Annotated in this window: 13 protein-coding genes; 8 read left to right on the top strand and 5 right to left on the bottom strand. The window is 39.4% G+C overall.

The window, feature by feature from the left end; translation table 11 throughout:
- The first annotated feature begins 41 nt into the window (after window positions 1–41).
- Window positions 42–677, top strand: a complete 636-nt coding sequence (locus ACTS4L_RS08395) for an acyltransferase (protein WP_440651934.1) — start codon at window positions 42–44, stop codon at window positions 675–677.
- A 4-nt stretch (window positions 678–681) separates the two neighbouring features.
- A complete protein-coding gene (locus tag ACTS4L_RS08390; protein ID WP_440617038.1) occupies window positions 682–1,890 on the top strand; it encodes an MFS transporter in 1,209 nt (402 codons plus the stop codon).
- Here ACTS4L_RS08390 and ACTS4L_RS08385 read toward each other — a convergent pair.
- The 4 genes from ACTS4L_RS08385 to ACTS4L_RS08370 all read right to left on the bottom strand — a co-directional run bounded on the left by ACTS4L_RS08385 (window position 1,879) and on the right by ACTS4L_RS08370 (window position 7,218).
- Window positions 1,879–3,522, bottom strand: coding sequence for a hypothetical protein (locus ACTS4L_RS08385; RefSeq protein WP_440651932.1), 1,644 nt, complete (start codon window positions 3,520–3,522; stop codon window positions 1,879–1,881). The two genes, ACTS4L_RS08390 and ACTS4L_RS08385, sit on opposite strands and share 12 nt — an antisense overlap.
- A 172-nt stretch (window positions 3,523–3,694) precedes the next feature.
- A complete protein-coding gene (locus ACTS4L_RS08380; protein ID WP_440617036.1) occupies window positions 3,695–4,963 on the bottom strand; it encodes a cation:dicarboxylate symporter family transporter in 1,269 nt (422 codons plus the stop codon).
- Window positions 4,964–5,103: 140 nt separating this feature from the next.
- Window positions 5,104–5,637, bottom strand: coding sequence for a DUF6622 family protein (locus ACTS4L_RS08375; RefSeq protein ID WP_440617035.1), 534 nt, complete (start codon window positions 5,635–5,637; stop codon window positions 5,104–5,106).
- A 36-nt stretch (window positions 5,638–5,673) separates the two neighbouring features.
- Window positions 5,674–7,218 carry a hypothetical protein gene (locus tag ACTS4L_RS08370; protein WP_440617034.1) on the bottom strand — a complete coding sequence of 515 codons (1,545 nt, stop codon included), beginning with the start codon at window positions 7,216–7,218 and terminating at the stop codon, window positions 5,674–5,676.
- A 198-nt stretch (window positions 7,219–7,416) separates the two neighbouring features.
- Here ACTS4L_RS08370 and ppk2 point away from each other — a divergent pair, with 198 nt between their 5' ends.
- The 6 genes from ppk2 (at window position 7,417) to ACTS4L_RS08340 (ending at window position 14,535) form a co-directional block, all read left to right on the top strand.
- Entirely contained in the window at window positions 7,417–8,235 is an 819-nt protein-coding gene (gene ppk2, locus ACTS4L_RS08365) for a polyphosphate kinase 2 (protein WP_440617057.1), read from the top strand.
- A gap of 129 nt (window positions 8,236–8,364) precedes the next feature.
- Window positions 8,365–9,288, top strand: a complete 924-nt coding sequence (epmA, locus tag ACTS4L_RS08360; RefSeq protein WP_440617033.1) for an EF-P lysine aminoacylase EpmA — start codon at window positions 8,365–8,367, stop codon at window positions 9,286–9,288.
- Between the two features lie 79 nt (window positions 9,289–9,367).
- Entirely contained in the window at window positions 9,368–10,321 is a 954-nt protein-coding gene (gene tal, locus ACTS4L_RS08355; protein ID WP_440617032.1) for a transaldolase, read from the top strand.
- Window positions 10,322–10,328: 7 nt separating this feature from the next.
- Window positions 10,329–11,537, top strand: a complete 1,209-nt coding sequence (ispG, locus tag ACTS4L_RS08350) for a flavodoxin-dependent (E)-4-hydroxy-3-methylbut-2-enyl-diphosphate synthase (RefSeq protein ID WP_440617031.1) — start codon at window positions 10,329–10,331, stop codon at window positions 11,535–11,537.
- A gap of 19 nt (window positions 11,538–11,556) precedes the next feature.
- A complete protein-coding gene (locus ACTS4L_RS08345) occupies window positions 11,557–12,120 on the top strand; it encodes a transposase (protein ID WP_440617030.1) in 564 nt (187 codons plus the stop codon).
- A 378-nt stretch (window positions 12,121–12,498) separates the two neighbouring features.
- Window positions 12,499–14,535: an oxidoreductase gene (locus tag ACTS4L_RS08340; protein WP_440651930.1), complete on the top strand. Its 2,037-nt coding sequence runs from the start codon at window positions 12,499–12,501 to the stop codon at window positions 14,533–14,535.
- On the opposite strand, the gene ACTS4L_RS08335 is transcribed toward ACTS4L_RS08340, so the two are convergent.
- On the bottom strand, window positions 14,532–15,182 hold a 651-nt coding region (locus ACTS4L_RS08335), incomplete at its 5' end, for a linear amide C-N hydrolase (protein ID WP_440651928.1). The genes ACTS4L_RS08340 and ACTS4L_RS08335 overlap by 4 nt on opposite strands.

Raw genomic sequence — 15,182 nt, 5'->3', positions numbered from 1 at the left:
ATGATATTGTGCCAATTATATATAAAAATCATTACCTACCAATGCCTGATACTGAAACAAGAAATGCTGGTATAGAGATTTCACATGTGCGAAATTTTGGTGTTTCTGTGGGTGAGAATACTGTTTTTTCGGGCATGCCAAAAATAACCTATACATTAGCGGTGGATCAAGAAAAAGCTGCTGCAACTTCAGGTTTTGATCGATTAAATATTGATGATTTTAAGGGTGTTATTAGTTTGGGTAAGAATGTTTATTTAGACTCATCAGATGCACCTGCATTTCATAATCAGCCAGTTAAGTTGACATCGGTTAGACTTAATAATCATAATTCAGGGCGTATCATCATCAAAGATAATGTCTACCTCCCAGGAACGGCAATTATTGCTTATGAACAAGTGACTATTGAAGAGAATGTTATTCTTGGACCTATGGTTACCATTATGGACTCAAGTGGTCACGCTATAAGAGCACGCAATACGGCGCATGAGGCTGAGAAAATTACAGTTAAACCGGTAACAATTAAACAAAATGCGTGGATAGGAACAGCAGCGATTATCCTCAAAGGGGTCACTATTGGTGAGAATAGCGTCGTTGGCGCAGGCAGTGTTGTTTATGAATCGATTCCTGATAATGTTATTGCAATAGGCAATCCCGCAAAAGTTGTGAAAAAGTTATAGTCTTATGACAAAAAAAGCAAATATAATTTTTTTATCGGGGCTATTTGTTATCCTGTTTAACGATGCGATGAGTAACGGTGTTTTCTATACTTTACTACCTTATATCTTTTTCATTAAGAGGGATGTCTTGATATTTTCCTATAAGATAAGTACAGAAATGCTGTACTCATTTTGTTTGGTTGGTTTTTCTACAGGATCACTCTTTGGATTGCCAATACTGACAAAATTCTCTCAACGTATTGGCAAAGGACGCGCTTTGAAATTTGGGCTTATTGGGATTTTGTTAAGTTATTTAGGCGCCATGATTGCACTTTTGATGCATAGTTATGTATTGTTCTTGCTTAGTCGAATTGTTGGTGGATTTTTTGCAGGGAGTTATATTATTTTATATCATGTGATTAATGCAACTTATGCTGAAATAAATCAACGTCAGCATGCTTATAATATTTTAACGATTGCTGCAGTAACAGGTGTTATTTTTGGTCCATTGATTGTTTCAAGTATTAGTTTGTTCTCAGGTGCTTATGTTGTAATTTATCCATTATTTATACCAATATTATTGATTATTATGAATTTAATAATGATGAAAAGAATACTGCCGATGACAGAGACACAAAATGTCTCTAAGCTAAATCGATTTGTAGTCACTAAATCAAAAAATAAGTTTAAAAAATGGTCAAAAAAAATAACTTTACTGATGGCAATGGCTATCATGGTACAATTAGCAATTGCGCTTTATATACAAACTTTAGCACCTGCATTACAGTTATATTGTCATTACGGATTAACTCAAATTAGTTGGTTTTTTGTTGTGATGTCGATTGTCTTAGCAGTCAGTACATTGCTATCAATGCGCCTTGATTTTAATCAAGGCAATTTTAAGTTATATCAAATCATATTACTTTTATCAGTAATGCTTGCGATATCTATTGTGAGCCTTAAAGCGTGGATTGGATTATTAGCTGCCTTATGGTTTGGTGCGCTAATTTTCTTTGCTATTTTTCCAAATATGCAAAATGCAATTACTGCCTATATTACCTCGCAAGTGTCAAATCAAGAACGCATAATGGCATCTTTAGGTCAGATCACTACCGGTGCATATATATCAACGGCATTGATCGTTGGTTATTATATTAAGGGGCATCTGATTGTTATTTTTATGACTATCTTCATGTCAATGGTTGGTGCTTTATTTGCGCTATCATTCGTCTAATTGGATGTGAAGGTTTTTCGCTACAGCATAATTAAAAGGAAGTACATTGAGATTAAGCGCGCGTAAATAGGGGTCACTGATCGATGTCCATTGATTGGTTTCAGGATCATATTTAACAATCGTGGCAGTATGGTTTTGGTATTCAGTTGCATAAATAACACCTTCCTCAGCAACAATAAAAGGGGCTGATATATTGCGATTATCAGGGGTAATTTGTTTTGCTTGAGATAGATTTGGATTGGTTTGAGTTTGATCACTCATGATAATATTCAGTATGGGTTTTGGATCTGTTGATTTGATGAAGCGAGCGCTTGCCACATATAAACGGTGTTGATGGTCAAAGCCAATTTGATTGATGATATTGGGTAAGTTGGTTGGTATAGTTGGTGTGGCTGGTGTTGTTGGTGTGGTTGGTGATGTGTTTGATGAGCTAGTTGCCGTGTCTAAGCGCTTTTGATCTGGTGCTGGATGACTTATAGAAAGATTAAAGACATCATCTTTAGCCGGTGAATAGACCATTAATAGGGTTTTATTATTGATATCTTTACCCAACAGATACAGATCATCATGGTGATCAAATAGCATCTGCGTAATGCTGCTGAATTGATTGGTTAGCTTAGCGTTGGTTAATGTCACCCAGTGTCCTTTAGATAGACGATAGAAGTTAATGGTATTGTTGTTTTTAGTTGCTAAAAATACGTCACCAAAATAATTCGTTACCAGATATTCGATATCTTCTGTTGGATTGGGTTTTTGCATTATTTGCCAAGTAGGATTTTCGGCATCTAAATTAATATATCCTAGGCTTCTTTCGTCAGTTTTTTTATTATAAAGTAATGAGTAAAGCACATCGTCTGCTGTCACAGTTACTTGTCCCAAAGGAAAAGTACCTTGAGGCAGCCCATTATCTGTGATTAAATCAAATTGATTGTTATTTGCGTCAAAGATCACGCTGTTTGCAGTGATTGGCTGTTTTTCCGGACTATTATCGACAAAAGTATTGGCATAAATCACTCCCTTAAGAGTGGTCGCTATATCAAATATTCCGCGTGGGTCATCAATATTTTTAGCAATCGCTTGTGAACTTACTTGCCAAGGTTGGTTGGTGTTTTGAGGATGATAACTGGCAATATAAGCATCTGGGTCTGTGGTTTGATTTAATTGATATAAAAAGCTTAACAAAGTATTTGTTTGGGAGATTTGATAGTTGATATTTTGATTAAGCTCATCACTGATATTTAGACCGCCTTTTGCCAATATGTTGGTATCTTTTGTGCCGTAAACGTAAATATAGCAATAATCATTCGCCTGAATTGGTGTATCTATATTGCAGGCATTAGGGCAACGTCCATTGCCACAAACGACATCATCATTGTTGTCTTGTTGATCAAAATAAAAGTTTAAATGATAACCTGATTTGCTATATATCAGTTTATCTGTTGGTGCATCACCTTGATTATGCACTTTGATGCGGATGAAGTTGGGCGCTAAATGGCTAGTGTCTGTCACCAGTTTAGCTTGTTTTGAGTGATTGATCTTATTCGAAGAATTATCATCACCGCCCTTTGAACAACCAAATTGAGCTACTGCTATTGAGGTAACTAAAACAGCTGAAAAATATTTTTTAATCATGAGAGATCCTCTAGTTGAGCGTGGTGTTATGCTAACTATAGTAATGAACTCACATTTTTCAACTCATTTATAGCTAGGACTATTGTCAAAATACAATGACGGTAGGGATCACTCAAAAGTGCAGGAAACTCAAGGGCAGAAATATTATAAAATGATTTGTGAACGGCATACATCAGCGTGTGGTTTTATCAGTAATAACTGCTGTTGTCATCACGCCATTGACGTTGGTTGCGGTGCGTCCCATATCAATAATCGGATCAACGCCTTGCACAAGGGCGATGATATTAAATGGTAAACCAAGGGTTGCAAAGGTAACACCCGCTGCAATAAAAGCGGTTCCAGGGATGCCTGAGACACCCAATGACGCGATCATATTAATTGCACCAACTAATAAGATAATCTGCCAAGTAATCGGCTCACCCATGATCGTTAAGGTCATAACGACAAGCATTGCTGGATAAATACCGGCACAAGCATTCATGCCAATGGTAGCACCAATGCTCGGTGTGAAGTTTGAAACACTTTCAGATAGTTTTAAGCGATTGCCCAAGGCATCCATAGTTACTGGTAATGTACCAAAGCTTGAGCGAGTGGTAAAGGCAACCAGTAACGCGCGCCAAACATTTTTGTAATAATGAATTGGATTAACACCGCTTAGTGTAATCAATACAGTATGCATAACGATAACAATAAGCATGGCAATATACATTGCGTTAATAAAGTTGATCATTTGTATTAAGGTTGTTAATCCATGATCAAGTGTCATTTGGCTCATCAATGCAAATACACCATAAGGTGTCAGAGCGATAATCATGTTGGCAAGCTTTTTGGCAACAAAAAATGCTGAATGAATAAAGCTAATAAAAGGGGCTGCGATTTCTTGTTCTTGTTGATGGAGCTTTAACGTGGCAAAGCCAATTAAAGCCGCAAAAATAACGACGGCGATGACATTATTATCCGCCATGGCGGTAACAGGATTGCTTGGTAACATGCCCGTGATTGTATCCACAAGGTTATGGGCTTCTGGAGTATTTAAAGCACCAGAGAATGACATGCCAAAGCCAATATGCATCCATGAGCCGACTAATCCACCAATAACCGCACTAATGCCGGTAAGAAGTAGAATAATAACAACCGCTTTGGTGACCATTTTAATCAGATAAGATCCTTGATGATGACGCAGATTAACAATCGCATGGATAATAGCAGTTAACACCAATGGGATAATTAACATCTTAAGTAAGCTAATATAAGTGTCACTGACTAAATTCAAGAGGCTATGCAGGGTGTCATCACCACTGCTTTGATTGAATAGACGTAAAACGATACCGAAGACAACGCCGATGATTAAAGAGGAAACGGCACGAATGTTAAAACTGATTTTATAAAATTGTGCCAGTGATAATAAGATTAATATCAGCAAAAAAATGGTTATGCTCACGTAGAGGGCTCCGTATGGTTATGAAATGATAAAGATAATCATTGGATAATGATAGGCGAGTTGTTTGGCGATAGCAAAACAAACAGTTGATATATTATTTATTAACAGTATAAGCAAAACTGATTAATCAGACGGATTGACTATTGTGTGGCATTGGTTACTTGTTTGGCTTGACGATAACGCTTGATGTAACCAATCAATCGTCCAACAAAAAGTCCACTACATATCCCTGAGATACCAAGACTAATAAGGCTAAATGTAAATTGCTTGACAAGGGTTGGCTCTAACGCAAGTTTATAGTTGACATCGTATTTACTGATAAAGATGATGACCAATAAAACAAAGGTGAACCATCCTCCATGAAAATGAATGGATTTAGTTGGTACGATCACGTCATATTTACCATTTAATGCGATGATCAGTCCGGCACCAACGCCAACTAGTATCGCAATAATCCAGATGATAATATTGGTTAATGTCAATGGAAATACACTAACCAAGGTATCAAGTGATAGTAGCGTGAAAATGATTGGAATGATCAAGAGTTTCGTCAGTGATACCGTGCGTGGCTTAGTCGCTTTGATGCCAATAACAAGGCAGTAAATAAAAATCAGATAAACCCACCATGGGGTATAAATAAGCATGTCCCAAAAACTAATTGTCGTTGTATTCATTGATGCTGCTCCTTTAACTTGTTTTACTTATTCTTATTAATTTGCTAAGCCATTGGGGGCGCTTAATATTTCAAATACTAAAGACGTGTGCCTATCAGCAGAATAATCAGCAAACCAATCATCATAAGGATAAGCATAACCGTGAAAAGCATTGGCGTGAATATTGCTAACATAACTGGAGTTGGCGCCAGTTGTACATGTTGCCGGTGTTCCATAAGCGCCAACGCAACCATATTGGTTAAAAATATCGGATGTTGGGCCAAAGGCGACACTGGCAACAGATCGTGGACTATAGCAACCAGCAAAGCTTGATAATGAGGTTGCAATAAAATTAGTACTGTTAAATTGTGATTGTTGCGCTTTCATTCCGCTATCAATAGTTTGGCATAATTGCTCAAGTGAAATGTTGTTTGGATTGAATGTTGATGCAGGGATTTGCTCATCAAAATAAGCGACTGCTTGTGTGGTATCACCTAATGCAAAGTCATAGGTGAAATAAGTGCCTGCTTGAGGGTAGAAGTTGTAGCGTGTGTTATAGCCATTGACCATTGAAACATCAATATTTGCTTGATTATGAATATCCGTAAGTGCTGGATAAGTTACCTCTAAAAGTGTTGCATATTCACCATATGTTCCGTCACTTACATTGCGCGTATTAATACTAGCAATTTGGAAATTATATGATGTTAGGCCAGCATCAGGAATGGCATAGTTATAGTTTGATTGACCATTTACTGTGAATGAACTGTCTTGACCACCACCGGTAACTTTTATGGTAACCGCTGAAGTGAGATTGTTCATAAAAACAATTTGTCGTGGTGGGTACGTTGGGGGCGTTGGTGTTACTTGTGGAGTAATACTTGGTAATGTGCCTGCAGCATAGGAAACATTAAGTTCATTACCACTGAGTTGAGGTGAGCTAATGCCAGGACAGCTGCCAGAGACGGCATTTGATGGAGACATTGTCAATTCGCAACCTCGATAAGTTCCATTGCCATTAGGCGTGATAATTTGAAAAGTACCATTTGTATTTGTCGGCATTAAAAAAACCGGTTGTGCCAAGCTTTCAACATAAGCAATTAATTTCTGACCTTGATAAACATAGCTTGGTAATGTGGTGCCTGAAGGAAAGTTTAAGCGCCAGTAATTGGTAGTTCCTGGTTGTGGAGGATTGACTTGGATACTATATGCTTCTACTTGAAGGCTATTACCGGATTGGTAGCTTTGGTTATTATAGGTAGCAGTGGCTGATAGTGAGGCCAATAAATTGGTGTTTGTTGTATTAACATCTTTTACCGTAAAGATGCATTGGTTAGCAGTAATTTGCGTATTAACAAGTTGCAGATAGGCGCTAGCATCTCCTGAAATATTCAATGTGCAATTCGTGATTCCAGTGCCTTGAGTGCTCCCAAGATTAGAAAATGTTGCTTTATAAGTATAGCTTTGGTTGTAGTATTGATTGGTTGTGCCAGCAAGTGACAGTGCAGTGGTTGGTGGAGAGCCACTGCCACCACACCCAAAGAGGATTAGTGAAAATGCACTCATTGTGGATAGCGAAATTATTCGTGTATTGCGAATCATCAGAAACTCCTTATGCGATGACTTTATAGATAGATATGAGTCTAGCATCATTTTGAGTATTTACGAGCGGAACATCATGCCTAAACGTTAAATATCCTAAAATGGTTTATGGGTGGTATATATCCGCTGGATGTTTGCTTGTGGTTATTCCCTTTAGCGCTACAATAAAGCTATGTATAGATAGGAAAGCGCATGGATATGACCGATACACCACTTGATTTATTGAATCGTCGTAAACTCTTTACTGAGAATATTTACCCTTATCAGGAAAAAATGCCAAGAAAGGTTTACGAGCAGCAGAAAACACAATTACAAATTGAGCTTTTGAAAATGCAGCAGTGGGTAAGGTCAACAGGTCAGAAAGTACTGATTATCTTTGAAGGACGAGATGCAGCAGGTAAAGGGGGTACGATTAAGCGGATGATGGAGCATCTGAATCCACGTGGTGCGCGTGTTGTGGCATTAGAGAAGCCATCTGAACGTGAGCAGGGGCAGTGGTATTTCCAGCGCTATATTCGTCACTTACCAACCTCTGGTGAGATCGTTCTTTTTGATAGATCATGGTATAACCGCGCAGGTGTTGAAAAGGTAATGGGATTTTGCACGCCTGAGCAATATCAATTGTTTCTAACTCAAGCGCCAGATCTTGAGAAAATGCTTGTACAAAGTGGTATTAAATTATTTAAATTTTGGTTTTCAGTCAGTCAAAAAGAACAAAAAAGGCGTTTCCAATCACGTGCCGTGCATCCATTGAAGCAATGGAAACTAAGCCCGATTGATAAAGCGAGTTTGGATAAATGGGACGATTACACCGAAGCTAAAGAAAGTATGTTTTTGCATACCGATACTGAATTGGCACCATGGACAGTGATTAAATCAGATGATAAAAAGCGCGCACGTATCAATGCCATGCGTTTTGTGTTATCACGACTGGATTATAAAAATAAAGATGTGAATATTGCGATTAAGCCTGATCCGCTCATTGTGGGTTTAGCCAGTGAGATTTATCCTGAATAATATAATACCCTATTGTACCCATGCACACTTTTCTGTCCCAACTATTCTAATAGTGAAAGTTAAGTATTTTTACCATTTCCCAAGTTTGCTATGATGGTGATTCTTGAACAGTAACTTCTGAATAAATTTATGATCCCTTCAAATGAAGCCTTGATAAAGCGCGCTGAATACATTAAAAAAATCCGCAAGTTTTTTGCCCTAAGAGGTGTGCTAGAAGTCGATACCCCTTTGTCTTATTCATATCCTGTCAGCGACCCCTATATCGATGCATTTGCCATTAAGACTCAATCAGGCACGCGCTTTTTGCAAACTTCACCGGAATATGCAATGAAACGATTATTAGCGCAAGGCTCAGGGTGTATCTATCAGATTTGTAAGGCATTTCGTGATGATCCAAAAGCCAAATATCACAACCATGAATTTACGATGCTTGAATGGTATCGTTTGGGATTGGATGATGTGGCATTGCGTGAGGAGATCGCGCAAATGTTGTTTTTACTTAAGCCTCAAGCATCGATTGAGTATTTTAGCTATAAAGCATTATTTCAACAGTTGATAGGCATGAATCCACATACAGTGAGTTTAGATTCTTTACAAAAAGTACTTTATCAGCATGTGGGTGATATTGAGGGTTTAGCAAATCCAAATATCATTGAATGTTTAGATTTATTATTTACCCATGTGATAGAGCCAAAACTTAAAGCGCACCAATTTGTGTTTGTCTATGATTACCCACAAGTGCAAGCAGCCTTGGCGCGCGTGATGGCAGATAGTAGTGGGCAAATGGTTGCTAAGCGTTTTGAGCTTTTTTATCAAGGCGTTGAGTTAGCCAATGGTTATTATGAGTTAACCAGTGCGATTGAGCAAGACCGGCGCTTCCAAGATGATTTATACTTACGCCAAAGTCTTGGTAAAGTAGCCGTGCCGATTGACCAAGACTTGTTAGCCTGTCTTGATCAAATACCAGAGTGCTCAGGAGTAGCTTTGGGCTTGGATCGCCTTTTAATGTGTCTTGAGAATTATACTGATATACACGAAGTGCTATATTGCTAAGCGTAAAGCTTGAGCGTGAAGTCAATCAGCTATATGCTATGGCACAATGAAGCACATAAAATAAAAAATGGAAAAATAGATGAATAAATTAGAACAATTAAAACAAATGACCAAAGTCGTTGCCGATACGGGTGACTTTGCACAAATCGAAGCATATCAACCAGTCGATGCAACCACCAATCCAAGCTTGTTATTAAATGCGGCTAAAATGCCAACATATGATTATGTGATTGAACAAGCATTAGCAAAAAGTGCAAGCTTAAGTGGCCAGTCGCGCGTTGAGGAAGCGATGCTTGATATGGCAGTCAGTTTCGGCGTTGAGATTTTAAAGGTGATCCCCGGACGTGTTTCCACTGAAGTTGATGCGCGTTTATCGTTTGATACACAAGCAACGATTGATTACGCGCGTCGCTTAATTCATAAATATCAAGAAGCAGGTATTGATAAATCACGTGTGCTTATCAAGATTGCATCAACTTGGGAAGGAATTAAGGCCGCTGAGGTTCTTGAAAAAGAGGGCGTGAATTGTAACTTAACCTTGATGTTTAGCATTGCCCAAGCCATAGCCTGTGCTCAGGCTAACGTCTTTTTGATCTCGCCATTTGTTGGTCGTATTACTGACTGGTATATGAAAGAGCAGGGTGCAACAAGCTTCCCTGATGTGAGCGAGGATAATGGTGTGTTATCGGTTAAAGAGATCTACCAGCATTACAAGCGTTATAGTTATCAAACGATTGTAATGGGGGCAAGTTTCCGGCATGTTGGACAGGTCGAAGCTTTAGCAGGATGTGATGCATTGACGATTGCGCCAAGCTTATTACAGCAGTTACAACAGGATGATAATACGCTAAATAGGCAGTTAGTTGAGGTGGAGAAAACCAATCAACCAGATCAACAATTGACAGAAGGTGATTTCAGATGGGCAATGAATCAAAGCCCAATGGCAACGGAAAAATTAGCCGAGGGTATTCGTAAGTTTGCAGTTGATACAGTAAAGCTTGAAAAATTAATTGAACATAAATTAGGACTATAACCATACTATGCACAAGTCTATTGCGGTAAAAGTAGGTAATATCACTATCGGAGGTGGCGCACCAGTTGTTGTGCAGTCAATGACGGATACGGCGACTGCCGATATTGAAAAAACAGTGTCACAAATTTTAGCACTTCATCGCGCAGGAAGCGAGCTTGTGCGCATTACGGTTAATGATGAAGAAGCAGCTAAAGCCGTCCCTGAGATTAAAAAGCGCTTATTAGAAAAGGACTGTGATGTGCCTTTGGTTGGTGACTTTCACTACAATGGTCACAGACTATTAGCAGACTTCCCTGAGTGTGCCAAAGCATTGGATAAATATCGTATTAATCCAGGCAATGTTGGCTTTGGTCGCAAAAAGGACACGCAATTTGCTGAGATTATACAAAAGGCGATTGAATATGATAAGCCGGTGCGTATTGGTGTCAATTGGGGTAGCTTAGATCAAGCACTATTGGCAAAGTTAATGGATGAGAATAGTCAATTGACTGAGCCGTTATCTGCACGTGAGATTATGCATAAAGCATTAATTGAATCCGCCTTATCAAGTGCAGAGTATGCCGAACATCTCGGGCTTAAGTCTGACAAAATTATCGTATCATGCAAGGTCAGTGATGTTCAGGATTTAATTGAAGTCTATCAAAAGCTTGCACGTAAATGCCCGTATCCTTTGCACTTAGGGCTAACTGAAGCAGGGATGGGAATTAAAGGTATTGTTGCCAGTAGTGTAAGTCTTGGTTACTTATTACAGCAGGGTATAGGGGATACGATTCGTGTATCCTTAACACCAGAGCCTGGTGCGCTACGCACTCATGAAGTAAAAGTCTGTCGTGAGATTTTACAAACGATGGGGTTAAGAGCATTCACACCAACGGTTTCCTCGTGCCCTGGATGTGGACGGACAACCAGTAGTTTTTTCCGCGAGCTTGCCAATGACATTCAAAACTATCTCAGTGAACAGATGCCATTGTGGAAGCATCAATATATCGGCGTTGAAAACATGAAAGTTGCGGTAATGGGCTGTGTGGTCAATGGTCCTGGTGAGAGTAAGCATGCTAATATTGGTATTAGCCTACCAGGGACAGGGGAGGCACCAGTGGCCCCCGTGTTTATCGATGGACAGAAAAAGCATACGTTAAGAGGTGAGCATATTGCTAAAGACTTTATGGCAATTGTTGATCAGTATGTTAAAGCAAAGTATCAGCAAGAGAGCTAAGACCCAGAAAGGAAATGTTATGTCAGAAAAGCATCATCGACATACTGTACGACTTAAAGGATATGATTATGCGCAAAAAGGTGCGTATTTTGTGACGATTTGCACACATGATAAAGCATGTATATTTGGTGAGATTGTTGATGACAAAATGATGTTAAATGAAATGGGTACAATTGTATATAATGAATGGTTAAATACATCCGCATTACGAAGTAATATTCATTGTGACGTATTTGTTGTTATGCCAAACCATATCCATGGAATTATTGTTATTAATGAGAGTGGACAACCTCAAGGGCGTATGCAATCTTATGGGCGTATGCAATACGCCCCTACGGAAGGTATGTTGCAGGCAAAGTTACAATCACCTTCACAAACATTGGGGGCAATTGTGCGCGGATTTAAAGCCGCTGTGACCAAACAAATCAATGCATTGAAGCAAGTAAGCGGTGAAAATATTTGGCAGCGCAATTATTATGAGCATATTATTCGTGATGAAAATGATTATAACCGGATCTGTGAATACATTGAAAATAATCCTCAGAAATGGGCATTAGATTCCTTAAACCCAAATATACTGTAGGGACGTATTGGAATATGCCCAAATAAAACAAAAGAAGCGTAGGGGCGTATTGCATATGCTCAAAATAATATATGATCAGGTGTTGCCCCCAAATGCAGCTTGTAGGGGCGTATTGCATATGCTCAAAATAATATATGATCAGGCGTTGCCCCCAAATGCAGCTTGTAGGGGCGTATTGCATACGCCCAAAATAACATACGGTCAGGCGTTGCCCCCAAATGCAGCTTGTAGGGGCGTATTGCATACGCTCAAAATAACATACGGTCAGGCGTTGCCTCCAAATACAGATTGTAGGGGCGTATTGCATACGCCCGAAGTTGCATACACACAAAATTGCACGCGACCATTTGGAAAAAGTAAAAGAGGAGTTTAATTATTATGACGGATCAAAAAAATCCTTACCCATTGTTATCAGAGCCTTTGGATTTGGGCTTTACAACTTTAAAAAATCGCGTGGTCATGGGATCAATGCACACCGGTCTTGAAGAACAAAAAGGTGGGTTTGAACGTTTGGCTTATTTCTACCAAAAGCGCGCTGAAGGTGGTGTTGGGTTAATCGTCACAGGAGGGGTAGCGCCTAATATCTCAGGTTGGCTTTATCCCTTTGCCATTAAGCTGACTAATCAAAAGGAAGTTAAAAAACATCGATTAGTGACTGAGGCGGTACATAAAGCAGATGGCAAGATTTTGATGCAGATTTTACATGCTGGGCGTTATGGTTATCATCCTTTGTGTGTTAGTGCTTCAAAGCTTAAAGCACCGATGAATAAGTTTAAACCCAGAGCGTTAAGTAACTATGGCATTAAACGCACGATTAAACATTTCGCGCGTGCCGCTAAACTTGCCAAAGAGGCAGGCTATGATGGCGTTGAGATCATGGGTTCTGAAGGGTATTTGATTAATCAATTTCTTGTTGAGCATACCAATAAACGTCAAGATAAATGGGGTGGCAGCTTTGACAATAGAATGCGTCTGCCGCTTGAAATCATCAAAGCGACACGTCAAAAAGTTGGTGATGATTTTATTATTATGTTTCGTTTATCGATGCTTGACTTGATTGATAAGGGAAGTAGGTTTGATGAGGTTGTCACTTTAGCTAAAGCGCTAGAAAAAGCAGGAGTCACCATTATCAATTCAGGTATTGGCTGGCATGAAGCACGTATTCCAACGATTAGCACACAAGTGCCACGTGCCGCCTTTGTACCAATTACTGAGGAAATTCGTAAGCATATTAATATTCCTATCGTTTGTGTTAATCGCATCAATACACCACAAATAGCTGAAGATATTTTGCAAAAGCAAAAGGCAGACCTTGTTTCAATGGCGCGTCCATTATTAGCTGATCCTGACTTTGTTAAAAAAGCGCAAACTAACCAATCACAAGCGATTAATACCTGTATTGCCTGTAATCAAGCATGTTTAGATCATGTCTTTGTTGGCAAACAGGCTTCTTGTTTGGTTAACCCTTATGCTTGTAATGAGAGCATAATGCAATCCAATCCTGCAATGAATAAAAAGAGCATTGCTGTGATTGGTGCGGGACCCGCCGGGTGCACTGCTGCCATTGAGCCTGCTAAACGCGGGCATCAAGTCGATCTATATGAGGCATCCAACAAGGTTGGTGGGCAGTTTAAATTAAGTGCAAAAACGCCGGGTAAAGAGGAATTCTCTGAAGCATTACGCTATTTTGACTATCAATTGAAAACAAATGAGGTCAATGTCAAGCTTAATACCAAGGTTAATGCTGATGATTTAAAATCACTAAATTATAATGAAATAGTGATTGCTTCAGGTGTTGTACCAAGGATGCCTAAGATTGAAGGTATTGACCATTCGATGGTTATTAACTATATGCAGCTGTTAAATGGTGAGGTTGCAGCGGGTAAGAAGGTGGCAGTCATTGGTGCCGGTGGTATTGGCTTTGATGTGTCTGTTTTTCTGGTGTTTGCCGGTAAAAAAATTGGTGAGAATATGCAAGGTTATTATCGCGAATGGGGAGTTGATGTGACGTTGGCGCATCGGGGGGGGGTGACCAAGCCACATGAATCCGTGCCGGCAGCTGAAGTTTATCTATTGCAGCGCAAAGATGAAAGGCTAGGCAAGCGTCTAGGTAAAACAACCGGCTGGATTCATCGAACAACCTTAAAGCATCAAAAGGTTAAGATGTTAAGTGGGGTAAGTTATGACAAAATTGATGATGCCGGTTTGCATATCACACTTAAGGGTGAGAAGAAATTACTTGATGTTGATCAAGTGGTGATTTGTGCCGGACAAGAATCCGATAGATCGCTATACAATGACTTAATAGCGCAAGGTGTCAAAAATGTGTATATTATCGGAGGTGCGCATGTTGCTGCAGAGGTTGATGCTAAACGCGCGATTAAAGAGGCGACTGAGTTGGCGCTAATGCTTTAGTTAAATCCTAAATTTTTGGCATCATTAAGTCCTGGAATGTCATTGATGGATAACACGCCTGAAATCTGATCTTTTGGTGTGACCTTCAGCCCCGAGTTTAATTGCGCTGGCGTATGTGCCGTAAAATCCATCTTTGTTAGATCATATTCAACAAAGCCATTATTTAAGGTGTTTTGTTTGATACGGTCGCGATCATAATACAATAGATCGCGATAATAAATACGTTTATTATCAAGGTCTTTAATCGACTGCCATAAAGTTGCCGTGGCCTCATAGTAAGGCACGGTGACACTTGAGAGAATCGTCTTGGCTTGATACAGCGCTTGATCCGTATTTTGCGGAGTGGGTAATTCACGCGTGAGAATACTTGCGCGCACAAAGCGCGAAGCAGAAGTATAATCTCCAGGCATGCCAAGAAGACCGGCATCTTCAGGTTGAGCGTATTTGATCACGGTTTTGTAATCAGGAATAAAGCTTGCAAATGGCAGACTTGCCTTAGCATCTTTATCATTTAACGTTTTATAGTGTGTCAAATTTTTAATTTGCCATTCATAATCAGGTGCATTGGTAAGTGTAGCGTCCCCGACTATTTGGCATCGATAGTCCCACGGTGAATGCGGAGATAATTTTGACTGTTTTTCAGTCTC

The sequence above is a fragment of the Cysteiniphilum sp. 19S12-1 genome (genome assembly GCF_052030685.1).
Lineage (GTDB): Bacteria > Pseudomonadota > Gammaproteobacteria > Francisellales > Francisellaceae > Caedibacter.
This window is presented reverse-complemented; position numbering and strand designations above follow the sequence as displayed.